This is a genomic window from Streptomyces sp. NPDC055254, assembly GCF_053606025.1.
The window spans coordinates 1-21,379 of sequence record NZ_JBSGQV010000031.1 but is presented as its reverse complement, the minus strand read 5'-3'; the positions used below and the strand labels follow the sequence as shown (position 1 = coordinate 21,379).

General features: G+C 72.7%; 17 protein-coding genes and 1 pseudogene. 11 read left to right on the top strand and 7 right to left on the bottom strand.

Going from position 1 to position 21,379, the window contains the following annotated elements; genetic code table 11:
- Nucleotides 1–94: 94 nt before the first annotated feature.
- From ACWFQ8_RS24635 to ACWFQ8_RS24625, 3 genes are all read right to left on the bottom strand, one after another.
- Complete coding sequence (locus tag ACWFQ8_RS24635; RefSeq protein WP_453788436.1) at nt 95–745, bottom strand: hypothetical protein; 651 nt, start codon at nt 743–745, stop codon at nt 95–97.
- Nucleotides 746–885: 140 nt separating this feature from the next.
- The gene (locus ACWFQ8_RS24630) at nt 886–1,551 is read right to left on the bottom strand and encodes a GntR family transcriptional regulator (RefSeq protein WP_453788435.1); all 666 of its coding nucleotides are present in this window, start codon (nt 1,549–1,551) and stop codon (nt 886–888) included.
- 129 nt (nt 1,552–1,680) lie between these two features.
- Nucleotides 1,681–3,042 carry an aminotransferase class III-fold pyridoxal phosphate-dependent enzyme gene (locus ACWFQ8_RS24625; protein WP_453788434.1) on the bottom strand — a complete coding sequence of 454 codons (1,362 nt, stop codon included), beginning with the start codon at nt 3,040–3,042 and terminating at the stop codon, nt 1,681–1,683.
- Between the two features lie 183 nt (nt 3,043–3,225).
- Between ACWFQ8_RS24625 and ACWFQ8_RS24620 the strand changes: the two genes are divergently transcribed.
- The 3 genes from ACWFQ8_RS24620 (at nt 3,226) to ACWFQ8_RS24610 (ending at nt 6,566) form a co-directional block, all read left to right on the top strand.
- Nucleotides 3,226–3,855, top strand: a complete 630-nt coding sequence (locus tag ACWFQ8_RS24620) for a DJ-1/PfpI family protein (protein WP_453788433.1) — start codon at nt 3,226–3,228, stop codon at nt 3,853–3,855.
- A 925-nt stretch (nt 3,856–4,780) separates the two neighbouring features.
- Entirely contained in the window at nt 4,781–5,269 is a 489-nt protein-coding gene (locus ACWFQ8_RS24615) for a MarR family winged helix-turn-helix transcriptional regulator (RefSeq protein WP_453788432.1), read from the top strand.
- Nucleotides 5,270–6,176: 907 nt separating this feature from the next.
- Nucleotides 6,177–6,566, top strand: a complete 390-nt coding sequence (locus tag ACWFQ8_RS24610) for a nuclear transport factor 2 family protein (RefSeq protein WP_453788431.1) — start codon at nt 6,177–6,179, stop codon at nt 6,564–6,566.
- 119 nt (nt 6,567–6,685) lie between these two features.
- Here the strand turns inward: ACWFQ8_RS24610 and ACWFQ8_RS24605 are convergent.
- Nucleotides 6,686–7,183: pseudogene (locus tag ACWFQ8_RS24605) on the bottom strand (HIT family protein); the annotation flags it as partial.
- A gap of 313 nt (nt 7,184–7,496) precedes the next feature.
- On the opposite strand from ACWFQ8_RS24605, the gene ACWFQ8_RS24600 reads away from it, so the two are divergent.
- From ACWFQ8_RS24600 to ACWFQ8_RS24570, 7 genes are all read left to right on the top strand, one after another.
- Entirely contained in the window at nt 7,497–8,537 is a 1,041-nt protein-coding gene (locus ACWFQ8_RS24600; RefSeq protein ID WP_453788430.1) for an alpha/beta hydrolase, read from the top strand.
- Nucleotides 8,530–9,765, top strand: coding sequence for an acyltransferase family protein (locus ACWFQ8_RS24595; RefSeq protein WP_453788429.1), 1,236 nt, complete (start codon nt 8,530–8,532; stop codon nt 9,763–9,765). Before ACWFQ8_RS24600 ends, ACWFQ8_RS24595 begins: the two co-directional genes overlap by 8 nt.
- Complete coding sequence (locus tag ACWFQ8_RS24590) at nt 9,758–11,134, top strand: sensor histidine kinase (protein WP_453788428.1); 1,377 nt, start codon at nt 9,758–9,760, stop codon at nt 11,132–11,134. Before ACWFQ8_RS24595 ends, ACWFQ8_RS24590 begins: the two co-directional genes overlap by 8 nt.
- Nucleotides 11,131–11,802 (top strand): response regulator, encoded by a 672-nt coding sequence (locus tag ACWFQ8_RS24585; RefSeq protein ID WP_453788427.1) that lies wholly within the window; start codon nt 11,131–11,133, stop codon nt 11,800–11,802. Before ACWFQ8_RS24590 ends, ACWFQ8_RS24585 begins: the two co-directional genes overlap by 4 nt.
- A 149-nt stretch (nt 11,803–11,951) precedes the next feature.
- Nucleotides 11,952–13,220 carry a sensor histidine kinase gene (locus ACWFQ8_RS24580; RefSeq protein WP_453788426.1) on the top strand — a complete coding sequence of 423 codons (1,269 nt, stop codon included), beginning with the start codon at nt 11,952–11,954 and terminating at the stop codon, nt 13,218–13,220.
- Nucleotides 13,217–13,876 carry a response regulator gene (locus ACWFQ8_RS24575; RefSeq protein ID WP_453788425.1) on the top strand — a complete coding sequence of 220 codons (660 nt, stop codon included), beginning with the start codon at nt 13,217–13,219 and terminating at the stop codon, nt 13,874–13,876. Before ACWFQ8_RS24580 ends, ACWFQ8_RS24575 begins: the two co-directional genes overlap by 4 nt.
- 70 nt (nt 13,877–13,946) lie before the next feature.
- Nucleotides 13,947–15,155 carry a cytochrome P450 gene (locus ACWFQ8_RS24570; protein ID WP_453788424.1) on the top strand — a complete coding sequence of 403 codons (1,209 nt, stop codon included), beginning with the start codon at nt 13,947–13,949 and terminating at the stop codon, nt 15,153–15,155.
- 181 nt (nt 15,156–15,336) lie between these two features.
- Here the strand turns inward: ACWFQ8_RS24570 and ACWFQ8_RS24565 are convergent, their stop codons facing one another.
- Nucleotides 15,337–16,128, bottom strand: a complete 792-nt coding sequence (locus ACWFQ8_RS24565; protein WP_453788480.1) for a diacylglycerol kinase — start codon at nt 16,126–16,128, stop codon at nt 15,337–15,339.
- A 184-nt stretch (nt 16,129–16,312) separates the two neighbouring features.
- On the opposite strand from ACWFQ8_RS24565, the gene ACWFQ8_RS24560 reads away from it, so the two are divergent.
- Nucleotides 16,313–17,596, top strand: coding sequence for an adenylosuccinate synthase (locus ACWFQ8_RS24560; RefSeq protein WP_453788423.1), 1,284 nt, complete (start codon nt 16,313–16,315; stop codon nt 17,594–17,596).
- A 74-nt stretch (nt 17,597–17,670) separates the two neighbouring features.
- Here the strand turns inward: ACWFQ8_RS24560 and ACWFQ8_RS24555 are convergent, their stop codons facing one another.
- The gene (locus ACWFQ8_RS24555) at nt 17,671–19,368 is read right to left on the bottom strand and encodes a PKD domain-containing protein (protein WP_453788422.1); all 1,698 of its coding nucleotides are present in this window, start codon (nt 19,366–19,368) and stop codon (nt 17,671–17,673) included.
- Nucleotides 19,369–19,539: 171 nt separating this feature from the next.
- Nucleotides 19,540–21,210: a hypothetical protein gene (locus tag ACWFQ8_RS24550; protein ID WP_453788421.1), complete on the bottom strand. Its 1,671-nt coding sequence runs from the start codon at nt 21,208–21,210 to the stop codon at nt 19,540–19,542.
- Nucleotides 21,211–21,379 lie beyond the last annotated feature (169 nt).

Here is a 21,379-nt window from a genome sequence, read left to right as displayed (position 1 = left end):
AAGGGCGGGGCGGGGACCAGCTCCGCGCAGCGGCACCCGCACCGCACCCGCACCGCACCCGCACCCCCACGGGCCCGACCCGACCCACCCGGCCTCAGCTAAAGATGATCATCGACCCCTGCCCAAGACTCCGCGTAGCCGCCGCATGCAACCCCAACCACACATGCCGCTCCCGCGCGAACGGACTGTCGTCGTACGGAATCGGCCCGGCCGGCTCCTCCAGCGACGTCGGCCGCCCCGGCGGCGCCGGCGCCGCCGGCGGATTCCCCGGGTCTATCCCGATCGCCGGCGCGACGAACGCCAGCTCCCGCAGCAACCCCTGCGCGGACCCCAGCGGCCCACCCCCGCCCAGCAGCTCCTCGTTCGCGAGCGGAACGGGAAAGTCCACCGGCACGTAGGCCCCCGCGTGGTCGTAGTGCCACACCAGGTGCGACTGCTGCGCGGTGGGCTCGAACATCTCCAGCAGTTGCTCGTAGTCCCCGCCCAGCTCGTCCACCGGGGTCACCGGCAGACCGCAGATCCGCAGCAGGTACGCCCGCCGCAGGAAGTGCAGGGCGTCGTAGTCGAAGCCGGCGACCGGGGCGACGTCCCCGCTCAGACCGGGCATGTACCGGAACACCGGCACGGACGGCAGTCCGGCCTCGCCCAGCGCCTTGTCGTACGAGGCGATCTCTTCCGCGAACGGGTTGTCGGGGCTGTGGCACAGCACGTCGACAAGGGGGACCAGCCACAGGTCACAGGCCACGCGGACTCCGATCAGTCGATGCCGCCGATCCGGCCAGGGTAGTGCTCCGGACACGCTCCGCGAAGGGTTGCGCAGAACCCGGTCCGCGCCCGGACCGCCCACCCGCCCGCGACCGCGCGCCGGCACCCCCACCGCCGCAGCTACAGCCGCGCGGCCCAGTCCAGGGCGTGCTGGTTGTACTCGCGCACCAGCCGCCGCACCTCGTCGACGTCCGCCAGCGTCACCGCGTCCACCAGCTCGCGGTGCCCGTCCCACAGCGCCGCCCGCAGCTGCGGCTCGCGCTGGAGGTGGGGCACGGCGAAGACCCAGCACTGCACCCGGATGCGGTGCAGGAAGTCGGAGATGTAGCCGTTGCCGACGAGCCCGCTCAGCTCGCGCCAGAACCGCAGGTCGTAGCCGATCAGCACTTCGAGCGAACCGCTGCGCGCCGCCCGCCGCGTCTCCTCGGCCCGGCGCCGCACCGACACCAGCATCTCGCCGGCGCCCGGCGCCGTCCCGCGCTCGGCGATCCGGCGGAATATCCCGTCCACGACGAGCGATCGGGCCTCGACCATGCCCCGGAAGTCGTCCACGGAGAAGACGCGGACGCGGAATCCCCGGTGCTGGACCAGGTCCAGCAGCCCCTGCGCCGAGAGGTCCACCAGCGCCTCGCGGACCGGGGTCGCGGAGACCTCGTACTGCTCGGCGATCTGCTTGACCGTGAACTCGGTCCCCGGCGGCAGGCGTCCCGCCAGCACCTCGTCACGCAGCGCGTCCGCGATCTGCTGGCGAAGGGTGTTGCGGGTGACAGCGCCGCTGCCTGGCATAGGGGTCCGTCTCCTGTCGTACGACTCCGGACACCATAGGCCAGGCAGCAAGGCCGAAACTGAGCGGTTCTTGGTCGATATGCGGATTTAGAACCCGTTAACCGGGCGGGAACCAGCCACGGGTCACGGTCAGCCGGAAGTGGTGTGCCGGTCGGCCACGTGCAGCGCCTCGTCGAGCAGGGCCAGACCCTCCTTGGCCTCCGCCTCGGTGATCGTGCACGGGGGGACGACGTGCGTGCGGTTCATGTTGACGAAGGGCCACAGTCCGGAGGCCTTGCAGGCGGCCGCGAATTCGGCCATCGGCGTGTTCGCCGCCCCGGACGCGTTGTACGGGACGAGCGGCTCGCGCGTCTCCTTGTCCCGTACGAGCTCCAGCGCCCAGAAGGTGCCCAGGCCGCGCACCTCGCCGACCGAGGGGTGGCGCTCGGCGATCTCGGCGAGGGCCGGGCCGAGCACGTTCTCGCCGAGGTGGGCGGCGTGCTCGACGACGCCCTCCTCCTCCATCGCGTTGATCGTGGCGACGGCGGCGGCGCAGGCCAGGGGGTGACCGGAGTACGTCAGCCCGCCGGGGTAGGGGCGGGTGGCGAAGGTCTCGGCGACGGCACCGGAGATCGCGACACCGCCGAGCGGTACGTAGCCGCTGTTCACGCCCTTGGCGAAGGTGATCAGGTCGGGGGTGACGCCCCAGTGGTCGGCGGCGAACCACTTGCCCGTGCGGCCGAAGCCCGACATCACCTCGTCCAGGACGAAGACGATGCCGTGGCGGTCGCAGAGCTCGCGCACGCCCGCGAGGTAGCCGGCCGGCGGCGTCATGATCCCGGCGGTGCCGGGCACGCTTTCGAGGATGATCGCCGCGATGGTCTGCGGCCCCTCGAAGGCGATGGTGTCGGCGAGGTGGGTCAGGGCGCGCGCGCACTCCTCCGCCTCGGTGGTGGCGTGGAAGGCGGAGCGGTAGAGGTACGGGCCCCAGAAGTGCACGACGCCGGCGGCCGCCGTGTCGGAGGGCCAGCGGCGCGGGTCGCCGGTCAGGTTGATGGCCGCGGCGGTGGCCCCGTGGTACGAGCGGTAGGTGGACAGCACCTTCTGCCGCCCGGTGTGCAGCCGCGCCATGCGGACGGCGTTCTCGACGGCCTCGGCGCCGCCGTTGGTGAAGAAGATCTTGTCCAGGTCGCCCGGGGTCCGCTCGGCGATGAGGCGTGCGGCCTCGGAGCGGACGTCGACGGCGAAGCCGGGCGCGAGGGTGCAGAGCCGGGCGGCCTGCGCCTGGACGGCGGCGACGACCTTGGGGTGCTGGTGGCCGATGTTGGTGTTGACCAGCTGGGAGGAGAAGTCGAGGAAGCGGTTGCCGTCGTAGTCCCAGAAGTACGACCCCTCGGCCCCGGCGACCGCCAGCGGATCGATCAGGGCCTGGGCGGACCAGGAGTGGAAGACGTGCTTCCGGTCGGCGTCCTTGACTGCGGCAAGGGTGTGCGGGATGGCATGAGGGGTCATGCCACCACGTTAGAAGTGCGCAGGTCGGGTGGGATATCGGCGGATTGTATGGGGGTGGGGGGCCGGTCTCGGCAATCTGTCTGCACACGCCTTCCCGCTTCCCGCGCGGCAGCCATTGACAGCATCCTCCCGCAATGACAGCATGTTGTCATTACTCCTCAACCCCTCCTGGAGGCGGTCACCATGAACGAGACCCCGCGCAAGCCCGTTCACCTCGCCGTCTACGACACGTACGCGGACTGGGAGACCGGCCACACCACCGCGCACCTCACCCAGCGCGGCCACGGAATCCGTACGGTCGGCCCCGTCGCGGGAGTGCCCGTCACCACCATGGGCGGCGTCCGCATCCAGCCCGACCTGGCCCTGGTTGACCTCCGTCCCGAGGACTCCTCGCTGCTGATCCTCACCGGGGCCTCGCTGTGGGACACCGGAGACGCGCTGGCGCCGTTCGCGGCGAAGGCGCGGGAGTTCCTGGACGCCGGGGTCCCGGTCGCCGCGATCTGCGGAGCCACCGCCGGCCTCGCCCGGGAGGGCCTGCTGAACGACCGCTCCCACACCAGCGGGGCCTCCTTCTACCTGGCACCGCAGCCGGGCTACGCCGGCGCCGAGCACTACGTCGAGGCCGACGCGGTCACGGACGGCGACCTGATCACGGCGGGCCCGACGGAGCCGGTGGCCTTCGCCCGCGAGGTCTTCACCCGCCTGGACGTGTACAAGCCGGACGTCCTGGACGCGTGGTACCGCCTCTTCCACGACTCGGACGCGAGCGCGTACCCGACCCTGATGGCGGCGGCGGAGTCCGGCGATGCCTGAGCCCACCCCCTTCAGGCCCCCGCACCCCGCCACCCCGCCGCCGGGACACGCACGGCCGGGCCCCCCGGCGCCCGCCGGGGAAGCGCCAGCGGGCGCCCCGGGGCCCGCTGGGGAGGCGCCCGGAACGCCGCCTCCCACCGGGGAGGTGTCCGGAACCCCGACGCTCGTGCACGCCGCCCCCGGCACCCCGGCTCCCGCCGGAGACGGACCCTCCCTGGCGCCTGTGCACGCCGACCCCGCCACCCCGGCGCCCGCCGGAGGTCGGCCTGGAACCCCGACGCCCGGGGGCGCTGGGCGCTCCAACCCGGCTCCCGGGGGCACTGGGCGCTCCAACCCGACGCCCGCCGAGGGGCGGCCTGGAACGCCGCCGTCTGTGCACGCCCGCCCCACCACCCCCACACCCAGGCACGCTGGGCCCACCACCCCGACGCTGGAGGACGTACGGCCCGACACGGCCACGCCCGGGAATGCTCAGCCCGAGATTCTGGCGCCTGTGCACGCGCGGCCCGCCACCCCGACGCCCGGGGACACTGGGCCCGCCACCCCGGCGCCCGCCGGAGGGCGGCCTGGAACCCCGACGCCCGGGGAGCCGCGTCCCGCCACCCCGACGCCCGGGGGCGCTGGGCGCTCCAATCCGGCTCCCGCCGGGGAGGGGCCCGGAGCGGCGGGGACCGCCACGGCGGATCCGAGCGCCTCGGCGGCCGCCGCACCCCGTCCCGGCAGGGCACCGGCCGGGGGTGCCCCTGACGCGGCGGAGCCGGAAGGGCGTACGCCGCACGCGGCGGGCTTCGAAGGGCCGGTCTCTGCCACGGCGGAGCCGGACGCACAGGCACCCCGCACGGCCGTCCCCGGCGGGCCCCCGCACACCACGACGGCGGCGAGCGGTCAGGCATCCCCCAGGGAGGAGGCGGAGGAGGATGGGCAGATGCCCGAATCCTCGACGGAACCCGCCGCCCCCTTGCCGATCCGCACCCGGCAGGAACTGCTCAGCCGTACCGCGCTCGGCGTCTTCCGGCTGAACGGCCAGTTCCTCGCCCTCTCGGAGGAACTGTCCCGCCCGGCCGGCCTGACGGCCGCGTGGTGGCAGGTACTGGGTGCGGTACTGAAGGAACCGCTGTCCGTCGCGGGCATCGCCCGAACCATGGGCATCACGCGCCAGAGCGTCCAGCGCGTCGCGGACCTCCTGGCCGCGAAGGGCCTGGCGGAGTACGTCCCGAACCCGGCCCACCGCCGGGCGAAACTCCTGCGCCCCACGGAGGCCGGCCGCGCGGCGGTCGCCCGCATCACCCCGGGCCACGCCGCCCTGGCAACCCGCCTCGCGGAGGAACTCGGCGACACGGCCTTCGCCGAAACGGTCCGCGTCCTCGATCGCCTGGTCCGAACCCTCGACACCCTCTCCGCCCCATCCCCCTGACCCCCCACGCGGCGCACAGCGCCCGCAAGAAGCGCGGGCGCCCGGTGCGAGCCGGGGCTCGGGACCCAGTTCCGCCCGCACCTCAGCACCGGCAGGCCCGAAGGGTCGGGATGCCCTTGGGCAACGACTCCGCACGCGAGTGAGGCTCGTGACCAGCCCCCGGCGGCATCTCCGGTGCCGCCGGGGTGGGCTGGGACACACCCCGGCAACGGCCCGCACGCACCCAACCCCAGCCCCACGCCGTTCGAGCCACCACCCGCCGCACCCACCCAGGCGCCCCGCGCCCGGCCCCGCTAACGCTCAAGACGCGGAGCGCGAGGCAGAGCCCCGAAACACCCGAGCCCGGGACGCCACCCCAACCACAACCGCACCCAGCCCTCCGGCCGCCACACACCCAACCCCGCCAGCGCTCAAGACGCGGGGCGCGAGGCAGAGCCCCGAAACACCCGAGCCCGGGACGCCACCCCAACCACAACCGCACCCAGCCCTCCGGCCGCCACACACCCAACCCCGCCGGCGCTTGAGGCGCAGGGCGCGGGGCAGAGCCCCGAAACGCCGCCCCACCCGCGCCCCACCCGGCCAGAACCACACCCAGCCCCGCCGCCACTCACGGCACAGGGCCAAGCCCCGAACCTCGACACACCCGAGGCGGGGAACTGCACCCCAATCCCAGCCGCACCCAGCCCCCGGCCGGCCGCCACACACCCAGCCCCGCCGGCGCTTGAGGCGCGGGGCGCGGGGCGCGGGGCAGAGCCCCGAAACGCCGCCCCCGCAACGGCGGACCCCCGCCCCCGGCAACCCCCGCCCCACCCACCCCGCACAGTCACCGGAAGCCGATTGTGTCGAAGTCAATAAGCCTGCAAGCAAAGCTTGTTACGTATAACGCAGCTGCCGGACACTGCCGCACATGGAGCCGTTGAACGTAGTGGCACAACTGTGGGAGCGAATAGAGGCGCGTGACTGGGACGGCGTCGCGAAGCTCATCGCCGAGGACGCGGTCATCGAATGGCCCGTGAGCGGCGAACGCATCGTGGGCCGCGCCAACTTCATCGCCGTCAACAGCGACGACGGCTACGCGGACGAGCGGTCCGTCGAACTGCTGAGAATCCTGGCGGACGGGGACCTCGTCGTCACCGAGGTGGAGATACCTCAGGACCACGTCGTCTACCGGGCCGTCTCCCTGTGGACCGTGCGGGACGGCGAGGTGGTGGGAGCGCGGGAGTACTGGACCAGCCCCGGCCAGGACCCGGCACCCCGCTGGCGCGCGGGCTACGTGGAACCCCTCGTCGCGGACTGACACCCCGCCCGCCCGTTCCCTCAGCCCTCGCCCCCCGCCGCACGGGGCCCAACCTCGGCCCCGGCACCCGCAGGACCGGCCGGACCGGCGGAATCGGCGGAATCGGCAGGGCCCGCGACCCCGCCGAGCAGGTCCAGTTCCTCCCCGATCGCGACGCGCAGTCCGTCGTGGCGGGCGCCCAACCCGTACCGCTCGCCCCTCCAGTAATCCTGCGCCTCGTATCGCCACACCGGCATCCGGACCAGGTCGGCGGGCTCCCAGTCGTAGCGGGGCCACACGTGGGCGTGGAGGTACGGGTCGGTGTTGCCCAGGATCTCGATGTTCACGCGGCGGAAGGCCGGGTCGAGCCTGCGGCAGGCCCGCTCGACGGCCTCGGCGAGCCTCTCCATGTCGTGCAGGTACGCGGTCCGGCGCGCGCGGGGCAGGTCCGAGAGCCGGGTCACGGCCGGGTCGTCGGTGAGCAGGACCGAGTATCCGGGCAGGAACTGCCGGTCCCCGATCACGGCGAAACCGGAGTCGAGGCGGCGCAGGACGGTCGGGTTCTCACCCCGGTGCGCACTGCCGATGCGGTCGCGGCGCCAGTCGGGGCCGCGTGCATCTGAGGTACCCCCCGTCATACCTGAGAGCCAGCTGCGAAGACGGCTCTTCGGCGGGACGCGGACCATGGGGGCTGATTCCTAACTTCGGAGGTGAGAAGGGCGCGGACGCCCTTCCGGACCGGAGGAGGGCACGATGGCGACGGGGACCGGGGGCGCTGCGGACCACGCTGCGGACCACACTGTGGACAGTGTGCGCGCAGCGGGCGTTGCGGACGCCCGGAACGACGGAAAGGGCGGAGAAGGCGGGGGCGGCTCCCGCACCGGCGGGCGCCCCCGCCCCGCCGAGACCGCCGGCCGAACACAGCGGCGGCCCAAGGGCTCGCATACGGCCGTGGATTCGACCGCTGTCTCGGGTGCGGGTACGGATTCGGGTGCCGGGCGGGCCGCGAGGAGCGGCGGTGGCCGGCTGCGGCGGACCTTCCTGGCCTCTCTCGTCGCCGCCGCCGTGGTCGTCCCCGTCTCCGCCGCCGCCTCGCCCGACGTCCCCGCACCGGCTCCAACCGCCTTCGGCCCGAACACCACGCCCCAGGTCCGGTACGCGGCCAACCGCGCCGGGCTGGCCGAGGCGGCCCGTACGGCGCAGGACGCCGGCCGTCGGGGCCGCGCGGCGAAGCTGCGGGACATGGAGGCGGGCGGGGCCGCGCAGTTCCTCGCCTTCGACGGCCGGGGGAAGGGCCGGGCCGTGGAGGTGTTCGGCGATCTGGAGACCGCCGACCGGGTCGCCGTGCTGATACCCGGCTCCGACACCACGCTCGACACCTACCAGAGGTTCCGTGCCGGGGCCGTCTCCCTCCAGCAGCGCCTCCGGGACGCGCATCCGCGCTCCGCCGTGGTGGCCTGGCTCGGGTACGACACCCCCGGCACGGTCAGTCCGGCCGTCCTGACCACAGCCCGTGCGGAGGAGGCCGCCGCCGAACTGGGGCCGTTCCTAAGCGGGTTGACGGGCATGGCCGGGCCCGGCGCCCGGCTCTCGCTGCTCTGCCACTCCTACGGATCCGTGGTGTGCGCCCGGACCGGGACCGGACCCGCCGTCAGCGACGTGGCCCTCTACGGGAGTCCCGGCACCGGGGCCCGCTCGGCCGGGGAGCTGGCGACCACCGGGGCCCGGGTCTGGTCCGGGCGGGGCAGCGACGACTGGATCGGCGGTGTTCCCCATGTGCGCGTCGCCGGAGTCGGCTTCGGCACCGACCCCGTCGACCCGGCTTTCGGGGCCCGGCCGTTCACCGCCGGCACCGCCGGACACAGCGACTACCTCAAGCCGGGCACCGAGTCCCTCGACAGCCTGACCGCCATCGTCCTGGGCACCGCCCCGACCCCCGCCGCTTCCGCCCCCGCCTCAGCCGTCGCCGCCCAGGAGGCTCCCCGTGCGTAAGCTCCGCTCCCGTTGGACAACCCTCGCGGGACGGGTGGAGTCCGCCACGCCCGCCGGCCGGGACCGCTCCGTGGACGCCTTGCGGGCCCTCGCGATCTTCGGGGTGGTGCTCGGGCACTGGCTGGTCACCGCTCTGACCACGGCCGACGGCGGCCTGAGCGTCACCAGTCCGCTCGCCCCCATGCCGTGGCTCGCCCCCGTGTCCTGGGTGTTCCAGACGCTGGCCGTGTTCTTCCTGGTCGGCGGACACGTCGCCGCCCGGGGTCACGCCTCGGCCCGGCAGCGCGGGGACTCGTACCGCACGTGGGTCGGGCAGCGCATGGGGCGGCTGTTCCGGCCGGTCGCGGCGGTCCTGGTCCTGTGGGCGGTCGTGGCGGGCGGCATGCTGCTCGGCGGGGCCTCGCCGGACACCGTGCGGACCCTGGTCAAGCTCGTGCTTTCGCCGCTGTGGTTCCTGCTGGTCTTCGCCGCGCTGACCGCCGCGACCCCGCTCGTCGCCCGTCTCCACCCGCTGTGGCCGCTGGCCGTGGTGGCCGGCGTGGACGTGTGGCGGTTCGGGTTCGGCGGGCCGGAGTGGATCGGCTGGGTCAATGTGGCCGCCGGCTGGCTGGTTCCCTTCACCCTGGGCGCGGCGTGGTCCCGCGGCGCGTATACGCGCCGCGGGCCGGCCCTCCTGCTGCTCGGCACGGGCACGGCCGCCGCGGCGGCGCTCGTCCTGTGGGGCGGGTACCCGGCGTCCATGGTCGGGGTCCCCGGTACCCCCGTGTCCAACCTGAACCCGCCGACGCTCGCCGCGGCCGCCTTCGGAGCCGCCCAGTGCGGGCTGGCCCTGCTGGTCCGTGAGCCCCTGGCCCGGACCGTGCGGCGGCCGAGCGCCTGGGCGGCGGTCGCCCTGGTCAACCTGTCCGCGATGACCGTCTTCCTCTGGCACCAGACCGCGATGATGGCCGTGACCGCTCTCGGCCTACTGGCCCCGGCCGATCTGCCCGGCCTGCACACCGTCCCCGACTCGATCGGTTGGGCAGCGGCGAGGCTGCTGTGGCTGCCCGTGTTCGCCGCCGCGCTGGGGGTCTGCTGGGCCGCGTTCCGGACGTACGAGCAGGGCCGCCGCGGCCCGCGCCGCGAGCAACCCCGTACCCCTCGCCCGCAATCCCGTGCCGTCGCGGGCTCCCCCGCCGCCGTCACCCCGCCCCGGGCGACAGCCGAGCAGGAGATCACCCATGCCTAGGGTGGACGACGTGAACGCGCAGAGCGAGCCCCCGGATGAGCCCGCCGCGGCCAGGACCCCGACTCCCGGCCGGGCCCCCTCGCGGCGGGGCACGGTCCTGCGGACGGTCGGGCCGATCCTGCTGTCCCTGGAGCGGGACCCGCTGCCCAAGATGGCCCGGCCCCGCTGGCTGGCCCGGCTGCCGCACCTGTTCGTCGCCTGTGCGGCCGTGTTCTTCGGCTTCCTGACCACCCAGCAGCTCCAGCAGCACTACCACGTCACGGGGGGCCCGCCCCTGGTGGTCGCGCTGATGACCGGGGTGTCCATCTGGCTCGCGATGTTCCGGCCGATCGCCGGCTGGTGGCTCGGGATGCTGGCGGCCGGCTCGGGTGCCTGGGCGATACACGACTCCGTCGGGCCGGGCCAGACATGGCCCTGGACACCCGGCGGGCTCTTCGCGTTCGCCGCGGTGCTGCTGCTGGTCGCCCTGCGCGTACCGCCCCGGGTGACGATCGGGACGGTCGTGGTCCCGATGGCCCTCACGCTCGCGGCCGAGATCTTGTTCAGTCCGCAGGACGCCGGCAGCAGCCTGGCGGCTGCCGCGCTGCTCTTCGGTTTCGTGGGCCTCCTCGGGTACGCGCTGCGCGCGCTGCGGCTGGCCCGGGGCGAACTGGTCGAGCAGGAGACGATCACCGAGGAGGAGCGTGCCCGGCGCACCCTGCTGGAAGAGCGCAGCCGGATCGCCCGCGAGCTGCACGACGTCGTCGCGCACCACATGTCGGTGATCTCCATCCAGGCGCAGGTCGCCCCGCATCTCGTGGAGAACCCGTCCGAGGAACTGAAGGAGAACCTGGCGGGCATCCGGGAGAACGCCCTGGAAGCCCTGACGGAGCTGCGCAGGGTGCTGGGCGTGCTGCGTTCGGAGCAGCCGGACGATCCCCGGGCCCCGCAGCATCCGCAGCCCACCCTCGCCGAGCTGGAAGGCCTCGCTGACAACGTGCGCGGCGCCGGGCTGGAGGTCACCACCGAGATCGCGGGGATCCGGCGCCAGCTCACTCCGGGCGTGGAGCTCACCGCGTACCGCATCGTGCAGGAGGCGCTGAGCAACTGCCTGCGCCACGCCCCCGGTTCGCGGGTGGAGGTGGGGATCGCGTACGGGCCGCGCGATCTGCACCTGTGCGTCGCCAACAGCGCGCCGACCCGGGCCGTACCGGAGTCGCCGGGTGCGGGGCACGGGCTGCTGGGGATGCGGGAGCGGGCGGGCATGCTGGGGGGCGAGCTGGCCGCGGGACCGCGCCCCGACGGGGGGTACGAAGTGAGCGCCGTACTCCCGATGGACCCCCGGGACCTGCCCGGCCGGTCCTCCACCGAGACGAAGAAGGACGCATGAGCACCCCGATCAAGGTGATGGTCGCCGACGACCAGATGATGGTCCGGCAGGGCTTCACCGTGCTTCTCAACGCCCAGCCGGACATCGAGGTGGTCGGCCAGGCGGTGGACGGGGCGGACGCCGTCAGCAAGGTCGCCGAGCTGAGCCCGGACGTGGTCCTGATGGACATCCGCATGCCCGGTACGGGCGGTATCGAGGCCACCTCCGTGATCACGGGCACTCCCGGTTCCACCGTGAAGGTGCTGGTGCTCACCACCTTCGATCTCGACGAGTACGTGTACGAAGCGCTGCGGGCCGGGGCCTCCGGGTTCCTGCTCAAGGACGCTTCGGCCGACCAGCTCGCGGAAGCCGTGCGGGTGGTGGCGGCCGGTGATGCGCTGCTCTCGCCGAACATCACCAAGCGGCTGATCACGGAGTTCTCCCGGATGGGGGCGCCGCGCGCACCGTCGCGGGCGCGGATCGAGGAGCTGACGGAGCGGGAGACCGAGGTGCTGTCGCTGATCGCCCAGGGCATGTCGAACGCGGAGATCTCGGAGCATCTGGTCGTGGCCGAGCAGACCGTGAAGACCCATGTCGGCCGGATCCTGGTGAAGTTGGGGCTGCGGGACCGCACGCAGGCGGCGGTGTTCGCCTACGAGACCGGTCTGATCCGGCCGATGGGCTACTGAAGTACCGCGGGTAGTACTTGAGGGGGAGGCCGCGAAATCCCCATCAGCGGCGACGCGGACCAGGTGGGCGCGCACCTACGGTGGTCGGTATGAACAAGACGACCACCGGGGGGACTGCCCGGCCACCTGAGTTCCGATTGGCTTCGGGAGTGCTGCAGAGCCTTCGCGAAGACCTGGTCACGGACGCCTTCGCGTACCGGCCGCTTGCGCCCCTCGGTGCGGACGGCCCGGTGGTGCGGCGGCTGCCGAGGTCGGTGCGGCCGAAGGTGGCGTTCCTTCCGCATGCGACGCTGGGCTTCCTCGCCCTGGTGACGGTGATCACCGCCGTCGTCAACGGCCGCTCCAACTCCGGCTTCCAGCTGCTTCTGGGGCTCATAGCGGCGACGCCGGTGCTGATGACTCTGGTCCGACCCGCCGGGGCGTTCTGGGTGATGCTGGGCGTGACGGCCCCGCTGGCCGTGCTGCAGGACACGGGGTTCACGTGGCCGTGGGGGCCGGTCACCTTCTTCCCCCATCTCGTCGTGGTCACCGCCGTGGCTCTGCGCAGCCGGCCCCGGGCGGCCCTGTGGTTGTGGCTGATCACCATGGCGTTCGGGTCGGCGATGACCGTCCTGGTCGGTGGGTCCGTGGAGCTGGGGCCGATGGCCTTCCTCTCCGGGGTGGTCCTGATGGCGGTCAGCATCCGCAACGTGCGCAAGCAGGGGCAGCAGGAGGTCACGGCCCAGCTGGAGGTCACGGCCGTCGAGCGGGACCGGCGGACGCTGCTGGAGGAGCGGACCACGATCGCGCGCGAGCTGCACGACGTGGTGGCGCACCACATGTCGGTGGTGGCGATCCAGGCGGAGGCCGCGCCGTACCGGGTGAAGAATCCGCCGCCGGAGCTGGAGGCCGCGTTCGTCACCATCCGGGAGAACGCGGTGGCGGCGCTGACGGAGCTGCGGCGGGTGCTGGGGGTGGTGCGCTCCGCGGACTACGCGGCCCCGGACGCCCCGCAGCCGACGCTGGCCTCGCTGGACGGGCTGCTGGCCAATGTGCGGGAGGCCGGTCTGCCCGTGGAGAAGACGGTGACGGGCGCGGTGCGGGAACTGCCGCAGGGCGTGGAGCTGTCGGCGTACCGGATCATCCAGGAGGCACTGAGCAACACGTTGCGGCACGCGCCGGGCGCGCGGGCCGGGGTGGAGGTGTCGTACGTGCTGGGCGGCCTGGGCATCCGCGTCGTCAACGAGGCGGCGACCGGGGACGCGCGGCCCTCGCCGGGAGCCGGGCACGGGATCACCGGCATGCGGGAACGGGTGGCGATGCTGGAGGGTGAGATGACGGCCGGGGAGACGGCGGACGGAGGGTACGAGGTGGCGGTGTTCATACCGGTGCGCGTCCGCCCGGAGCCGGCCGGCGAGCCCGCGCAGGACGCGGCATGACGATCAGGGTCCTGATCGTCGACGACCAGATGATGGTCCGCGAGGGGTTCTCCGTCCTGCTGAACGCCATGGAGGGCATCGAGGTGGTCGGTGAGGCGGTCGACGGCCGGCAGGCCATCGCGCAGGTGGCGGCGCTGCGCCCGGACGTGGTGCTGATGGACATCCGGATGCCGGAGATGAACGGTCTGGAGGCGACGCGGGAGATCGTGGCCGCCGACACGGACGCGAAGGTCCTGGTCCTGACGACCTTCGACCTCGACGAGTACGTCTACCAGGCTCTGCGGGCCGGGGCCTCGGGGTTCCTGCTCAAGGATGCGTCGGCCCGGCAGCTGGCGGACGGGGTGCGGGTGGTGGCGGCCGGGGAGGCGCTGCTGGCGCCGTCGGTGACCAAGCGGCTCATCGCGGAGTTCTCCAAGCTCTCCGAGGCGCCGAGGCTCGCGGACCCGGCCGGGGTGGGTGAGTTGACGGAGCGGGAGACGGAGGTGCTGGTGCTCATCGCGCAGGGGCTGTCCAACGCGGAGATAGCGGATCGTCTGGTCGTCGCGGAGTCCACGGTGAAGACCCATGTGAGCCGCGTACTGGTCAAGCTGGGGCTGCGTGACCGCACGCAGGCGGCGGTGTTCGCCTACGAGACCCGCCTGGTGCGGCCGTCCTGATTCCTGCCTAGCCGGGCCCGGCGGTGTCCGTCACCCCCGCGGCGCGGGCGGCAGCCCCTAGGCTGCGGGCATGGGCTTTGATCCGTGGGATGCCGCGTTCGTCGCCGATCCGTACCCGGCCTACCGGGAGTTGCGGGAGCAGGGGCGGGCGGTGTGGTGGGAGGCCACCGGGCAGTGGCTGGTGCCGCACTACGCCGACGTCAGCGCGCTGCTGCGCGACCGGCGGCTGGGGCGGACCTATCTGCACCGGTTCTCGCACGAGGAGTTCGGGCGCACGGCGCCCCCGCCGGAGCACGAACCCTTCCACGTGCTCAACGGCAACGGCCTGCTGGACCTGGAGGATCCCGCGCACGCGCGGGTGCGGCGGCTGGTGGCGAAGGCCTTCACCCCGCGGACCGTGGAGCGGCTGGTGCCCGCCGTGCGGCGGATGGCGGGGGAGCTGGTGGGGAGCCTGCTCGCGGAGGGCGGCGGGGACCTGCTGACCGCCGTCGCCGAGCCCCTGCCGGTGGCCGTGATCGCCGAGCTGCTGGGCGTGCCGGAGGCGGACCGCAAGCTGCTGCGGCCCTGGTCGGCGGACATCTGCGGGATGTTCGAACTGCGGCCGGACGAGGAGACGGCCGGCCGGGCGGTGCGCGCGAGCGTCGAATTCAGCGCGTACCTGCGGGGCCTGATCGCCGAGCGCCGGAACCGTCCCGGCGAGGATCTGATCTCCGGACTGATCGCCGCCCACGACGAGGACGGCCGACTCAGTGAGCAGGAGATGATCTCCACCTGCGTGCTGCTGCTGAACGCCGGCCACGAGGCCACGGTCAACACCACCGCGAACGGGTGGTGGACCCTCTTCCGGCACCCGGAGCAGCTCGCCGGTCTCCGCGAGAGCGGGAATCCCGAAAAGTTGTCCACAGCTGTGGATGAACTCATGCGTTACGACACTCCGCTCCAGATGTTCGAACGCTGGGTGCTCGACGACATCCGGATCGGTGACACGACGGTCCCGCGCGGGGCCGAGGTCGCACTGTTGTTCGGGTCCGCGAACCGCGACCCGGCGCGCTTCGAGGATCCCGACGCGTTGGACCTCGTACGGGCCGACAATCCACACCTGACCTTCGGGGCCGGGATCCACTACTGCCTGGGAGCGCCCCTGGCGCGGCGGGAGTTGGAGGCGTCCTTCGGAGCGCTGCTGGCGCAGGGGGTGCCGCCGTTGCGGCTCGTGCGGGAGCCGCGGTGGCGGGACGGGTACGTGATCCGGGGGTTGGAAGAGCTGCTGGTCGAGTTCTAGCCGCGGATTGCGGGCGCGGCGTGATCAGCGGCACGGGGCCGGGCGCGCGGCGACCGGGTGCCCCGCCCCCGCCTCAGGGGCAGGCCCCCGTGCAGGCCCCCTGGGCAGCAGGCCCCGCCCCCGCGCCCGGGAGCGCGGCCCGGGCCCGGCCTCGGGCGGCCGCCGGAGTCCGGCGTCACCATCAGTGGGGGATGGTCAGGGTCCAGGACGCAGGGCGCAGGGTCCAGGTGCGGCGGCGGACCGGGCCGGCGGTCGCGGCGTCGGCGCGGTAGCGGAAGTCCGCGCCCGACACCGTCACCGTCTTGGCCCGCACCGTCACCGCCGTCGCGCCCCGGCGGACCACCACCTCCGCGGGGCCGCCGTCGTCCCGCGTGCGGACCAGGACGTCCGCCACCGGCCGGTCCACGTCCGCCAGCACCACCCCGTCCGCCTCCACCCGCAGCCGGTGCGGCCCGCCGCCGGCGGGCCGCACCAGGGTCCGTACCAGCGAGCGGTACGCACTCCACACGGACGGCGCCGCCGCCGCACGCACCGGCGGGATCCGCAGCGCCCCCAGCACCACCCCGTCGCTGTCGTCGACCAGCAGGTCGCACACCCGCACCGTCCCGTCCAGCACCGCCCGCGCCGCCGAGACGGCCGAAAGCGGCACGCCCAGCGACCGCGCCAGCCCCAAGGAGCCCACGTGACCCACCGGCACCAGCGCCAGGGCGCCCTCCCCCAGCCCCCGCTCCCGGTGCAGCAACCCCACGGCCCGCACCAGGGCCCGGTCGTCCCCGACGATCACCGGCTGCCGATGACCCCGGCGGGCGAGTGCCCGCGCAAATTCCTCCTGCGAATCCGGGAGGCAGATTTTCGCCGCCGCTCCCGCTGACAACACATCCTTCGCGATTCGCACGGACTCGCCGTCAAGACGGCGGGCGACCGGGTCGACGAGCACGAGCAGGCCGCCTACCGGCGCGCCCGCGTGGCTCATGGTGGGCTCTGGAGCCGACACCTCGGTCCTTCCTCGGGTAGCATCTTTGTGCAAGAGGCCCTTGCGCTATTGCGCCAGGGCCTTCGTCTATTCCGGGGCACCGGTCCGACGGCTCAGCCTGCGGTGTACATCGTCGTACGCCCCCTGGCCTTGGACATGCCCCATCCGGAAGAGGTGTACGCCTGTGCCCGCTCTTGTGCTGCTCGGAGCTCAGTGGGGTGACGAGGGCAAGGGAAAGGCCACCGACCTGCTCGGTGGATCCGTTGACTATGTAGTGCGCTACCAGGGTGGCAACAACGCCGGCCACACGGTCGTCGTCGGCGACCAGAAGTACGCGCTGCACCTTCTCCCCTCCGGCATCCTCTCCCCCGGATGCACCCCGGTCATCGGTAACGGTGTCGTCGTCGACCCGGCCGTTCTGCTCTCCGAGCTGCGCGGCTTGAACGAGCGCGGCATCGACACCTCCAAGCTGCTCCTCAGCGGCAACGCGCACCTGATCACGCCGTACAACGTCACCCTCGACAAGGTCGGCGAGCGCTTCCTCGGCAAGCGCAAGATCGGTACGACCGGCCGCGGCATCGGCCCGACCTACGCGGACAAGATCAACCGCATCGGCATCCGCGTCCAGGACCTGTACGACGAGTCGATCCTCACCCAGAAGGTCGAAGCGGCGCTGGAGGGCAAGAACCAGCTCCTCGCGAAGCTCTACAACCGCCGTGCGATCGACGCCGTCCAGATCGTCGAGGAGATGCTCCAGTACGCGGAGCAGATCAAGCCGTACGTCGCCGACACCACCCTGATCCTCAACAACGCGCTGGACGAGGACAAGGTCGTGCTCTTCGAGGGCGGCCAGGGCACCTTGCTCGACGTCGACCACGGCACGTACCCCTTCGTCACCTCCTCGAACCCGACCGCGGGCGGCGCCTGCACCGGTACCGGTGTCGGCCCGACGAAGATCAGCCGGGTCATCGGCATCCTGAAGGCCTACACCACGCGTGTGGGTGCGGGCCCGTTCCCGACCGAGCTGTTCGACCAGGACGGCGAGGACCTGCGCCGCATCGGTGGCGAGCGCGGTGTGACCACCGGCCGTGACCGCCGCTGCGGCTGGTTCGACGCGCCGATCGCGCGCTACGCCACCCGGGTGAACGGTCTGACCGACTTCTTCCTCACCAAGCTGGACGTGCTGACCGGCTGGGAGCAGATCCCCGTCTGCGTCGCGTACGAGATCGACGGCAAGCGCGTCGAGGAGCTCCCGTACTCGCAGTCGGACTTCCACCACGCGAAGCCGATCTACGAGTACTTCCCCGGCTGGTCCGAGGACATCACCAAGGCCAAGACCTTCGACGAGCTCCCGGCGAACGCCCGGGCGTACGTCAAGGCCCTGGAGGAGATGTCGGGCGCCCCGATCTCCGCGATCGGCGTCGGCCCCGGCCGCACCGAGACCATCGAGATCAACTCGTTCCTGTAGGAACCGCGGAGGGGCGGTGTGCCGTACGGCGCGCCGCCCCTCCGGCGTGTCCGCCGGTCGCGAGCCCCTCACGCCTACTTCGTCTCGTAGTAGCCGAAGAGGTCGACGATCAGGTCCGTGTCCTCCCAGCCCTGGTTCCAGAAGTCGACCACCCCGTGGTCCCCGGAGCTCGCCTGCACCAGGTTGGGAACGGTCGCGCCCGTCGTCCAGTTCAGGGTGGAGGAGACGGGCCGCTCGGGCACCGTGCCCGAGCCGTTCTCGTTCTGGTCCCAGGTGTTCGGGTCCGGGGAGACCGACAGGAAGCCCGCGCCGCGGGTGTGGGTGACGGTCGCGTTCAGCACGTACCCGGCGATGCCCGCCTCGCCGGGAGAGATGCCCAGGTAGGCGTAGGTGCGGGCGCGCAGCGGGCCCTTCTTCCAGTCCGCGGAGCGGGTGTCGAGCAGCCGGGCCGGGTCGAGGGGCATGTAGGCGGCGTTGCTGTCGGGGCTGTAGTAGCCGACCACGTCCACGACGACGTCGGTCGCGTCCCAGCCGCCGTTGCGGATGCTGATCCTCCCGTCGGCGCCGATCGGCACGATCACCGAGTTGGCCACCGTCTGCCCCGCCCCGTAGTTCACGCTGGACGTGCTCGGCGGCTGCCGGCCGCTGGGGTAGGCGGTCAGGTGGCCGGAGTCCTTCGGGCCGGTGGCGGTCACGTTCAGGGCCACGGCGGTGGCCGCCGCCGGGATGGAGGCGCTGCCGTGGACCTGGAGGTCGAAGGAGGTGTACCCGGCGACCTGTCCTTCGGCCGTACCGGTGCCCGAGCGGGTGTCGGCGAGGCGGACCGGGTCCAGCGGGACGTAACCGCCGGCCGCGGTGCGCGTGTAGTAGCCCGTGACGTCGGCGATCAGGTCGACGGGCTCCCAACCGCCGTTGTACAGCTCCACGTACCCGTCCTCGCCGATCGGCACGATCACCAGGTTCGGAACGGTCTGCCCGGCGGTGTAGTTGACGTTCGAGGTGGCCGGCCGCTCGTACCCCCTGCCGGGGAAGGCGGTCACGTGCCCGGACGTACGGGTGTTGGTGACGGTGACGTTGAGGACCACGGCGGTGGCCCCGGCCGGGATCTCGGCACGGCTCGCGACCTTCACCCGGACCGAGGAGTACGCGCCGACCCCGGCCTTCGGCGCGCCGGTGCCGTCACGGGTGTCGAGCAGCCGGGTGGGGGCGTGCGGGGAGAAGTCGGATCCGGGCGTCACGTACGGGAGGGAGTTGACGGCCCGGACGTTGTGGGCGGCGTCGGTCACCGTCACCGTGACCGTGTACGTCCCGGTCTTCGCGTACACGTGCCGGTGCTTCAGCGTGGTGGAGCCGGAGGCGGTGGCCTGCTCCTTCTTCCCGTCGCCCCAGTCGACGACGACGTCGAGCGCGGTGTCCTCGCTGGTGATCCGGGACTCCAGCGACAGTCCGTGCGCGGTACCGGTGGAGGCGCCGAGGTGGATCTCCAGGCCCTCGTTCCCGCCGGCGGCGGCCTGCGCCCGCGCCGGCGGGGCGCCGGCCGTCGTGCTCTTCGCCGCCGGCAGGCCGCTGCGGACCGTGCGGTCGCCGGGGCTGCTGAAGGTCTTCACGTTCGCCGCGCGTGCCTGCGCCAGACCCGTCACGGGAGCGGCCACCCCGCGGGCCGGGGGCTCGGCCGGATCGACGCCCCGGGCGGCGCCGGGTATGAGGGCGACGCCGAGGCCCACGCCCGCCGCGACGAGGACAGCGGACATCACGAGTCGGCGGTTGCGCACCGGCCCCCCAGGTTTGCTTGATGTCTGAACGGGTTCGAAGCCCGCTCAGGGTACAGATCGAAACGCGCCAGATCTACGCCCATGGCCAGCCCTCGGACAGGGGCGCCCCGGCACCGGCACGACGGCCGGTCCCGGGGCGCCCTGCGCACCGCTCACGCGTGCTGCTTCGTCTTAGTTCGTCTCGTAGTACCCGAACATGTCGACGATCAGGTCGGTCTCTTCCCAGCCCTGGTTCCAGAAGTCGACGACGCCGTTGTTACCGGCGCTCGCCTGGACCAGGTTCGGGACGGTCTTGCCCTTCGTCCAGTTCAGGGTGGAGGAGACCGGACGCTCCGGCCACGGATCGGTGCCGTTCTCGATCGATTCCCACGTGTTCGGGTCCGGGGCCACCGAGAGGAAGCCGTCCCCGCGCGTGTTGGTGACCGTGGTGTTCAGCACGTACCCGGCGACGCCCGGCCAGCCGGCCGAGACGTTCCTGGCGAGGTAGCCGCGGGGCGACAGCGGACCGTGCGGCCAGTCCGCGGCGCGGGTGTCGATCATGCGCCACGGTTCGACCGGCATGAAGGCGCCCTGGCTGTCGGTCCGGTAGGCGCCGACGATGTCCACGATGACGTCGGCACCGGCCCAGGCGCCGTTGCGGACGGTGATCCGACCGTCGGCGGCGACCGGCACGATCACCGCGTTGGCGACCGTCTGGCCCGCGGTGAAGTTCACGTTCGAGGTGGTCGGCGCCGCCTGCCCGGCCGGGTAGGCGGTCAGGTGGCCGGCCTCGCGCGGGTTGGTGACGGTCATGTTGAGCGCGACGGCCGTGGCCTGGCCGGGCTCGGCCACCTTGACGGTGAAGGTCTTCTGGCCGCCGAGCTGGCCGCGCGCGGTGCCGAGGCCCTCGCGGGTGTCGACGAGGCGCTGCGGGTCGCGGCCGGTGTAGCCGCTGGACGCCTTCCGCCCGAAGTAGCCCGTGACGTCGGCGATCAGGTCAACGCCCTCCCAGCCTCCGTTGAACAGCTCGACCTTGCCGTCCTTGCCGACCGGCACGATCACCAGGTTCGGCACGGTCTGGCCCGGCTCGAAGTTCACGTTCGAGGTCGTCGGGCGCGCCGTGCCCGAGCCGAAGACGGTCACGTGGCCGCCGCTGGTGGCGTTGGTGACGGTGACGTTGAGGGCCACGGCCGTGACGCCGGCCGGGATCGCGCCGTTCCCGCCGACCTGGAGCTTGACCGAGGAGTACGCCCTGACCTTGCCGGCCGCGACGCCCGTGCCGTTACGGGTGTCCAGCAGGCGGGTGGGACCGTACGCGGTGAAGTCCGAGCCCGCGGTCTCGATCTCGAAGGCGTTGGTGACCTTCTTCTGGTTCACCGGGTCGTCCACGGTCACGGTGACGGTGTACTTGCCGAGCTCCGCGTAGCTGTGCTGGTGCTTCAGCTCGGCGGAGCCGTAGGCGTCGCCCTGGTCGACGGTGGTGCCGTCGCCCCAGTCGACGGTGACGTTGAGCGAGGCGTCCGCGCTGGTGATCGCGGTGGTCAGCTCGAACCCGTGGGCGGACACGGCCTGCGCGTCCAGCACGATCGCCAGGTTCGGATTGCCGTCCTCGGCGCCCTGCGCCCGCTGGACCGCCCCGGCCTTGCTCTGCGCAGCCGGCAGGCTCGTGGTGACCGAGCGCTCGGCAGGACTGGTGTACTTCTTGAACGCGGACTCCGCGCCCTTCTTCAGGTCACCGGTGGACGGCGCCACCACGCGCGCGCCGGGCTGGCCCGGATCGGCGGCCTGGGCCGTGCCGGGTATGAATCCGATGCTTGCCGCGACGAGGGCGGCGGCGGACATGACGAGTCGGCGATTGCGCACCGAACCCCATTTCTGTTCGTGTGTGTTGTGTGTGCGGGTTACGGGATCCGGCGTCCCGGGACCGGCCGACGGGCCCGGGGCCGCGCCCCGCCCGGGGTTGGGGGGGGAAATTGGGGGGGATTAAAACAAAACAGAAGAGATAAAAAAAAAAAAAAGGGAGCCCCCCACC

Bases quoted from the DNA above. Each gene is read 5' to 3' on its own strand.
- ACWFQ8_RS24630 (WP_453788435.1), bottom strand. From the start codon at position 1,551: ATGCCAGGCAGCGGCGCTGTCACCCGCAACACCCTTCGCCAGCAGATC.
- ACWFQ8_RS24625 (WP_453788434.1), bottom strand. From the start codon at position 3,042: ATGACCCCTCATGCCATCCCGCACACCCTTGCCGCAGTCAAGGACGCC.
- ACWFQ8_RS24620 (WP_453788433.1), top strand. From the start codon at position 3,226: ATGAACGAGACCCCGCGCAAGCCCGTTCACCTCGCCGTCTACGACACG.
- ACWFQ8_RS24615 (WP_453788432.1), top strand. From the start codon at position 4,781: ATGCCCGAATCCTCGACGGAACCCGCCGCCCCCTTGCCGATCCGCACC.
- ACWFQ8_RS24610 (WP_453788431.1), top strand. From the start codon at position 6,177: ATGGAGCCGTTGAACGTAGTGGCACAACTGTGGGAGCGAATAGAGGCG.
- ACWFQ8_RS24590 (WP_453788428.1), top strand. From the start codon at position 9,758: ATGCCTAGGGTGGACGACGTGAACGCGCAGAGCGAGCCCCCGGATGAG.
- ACWFQ8_RS24585 (WP_453788427.1), top strand. From the start codon at position 11,131: ATGAGCACCCCGATCAAGGTGATGGTCGCCGACGACCAGATGATGGTC.
- ACWFQ8_RS24575 (WP_453788425.1), top strand. From the start codon at position 13,217: ATGACGATCAGGGTCCTGATCGTCGACGACCAGATGATGGTCCGCGAG.
- ACWFQ8_RS24570 (WP_453788424.1), top strand. From the start codon at position 13,947: ATGGGCTTTGATCCGTGGGATGCCGCGTTCGTCGCCGATCCGTACCCG.
- ACWFQ8_RS24565 (WP_453788480.1), bottom strand. From the start codon at position 16,128: ATGAGCCACGCGGGCGCGCCGGTAGGCGGCCTGCTCGTGCTCGTCGAC.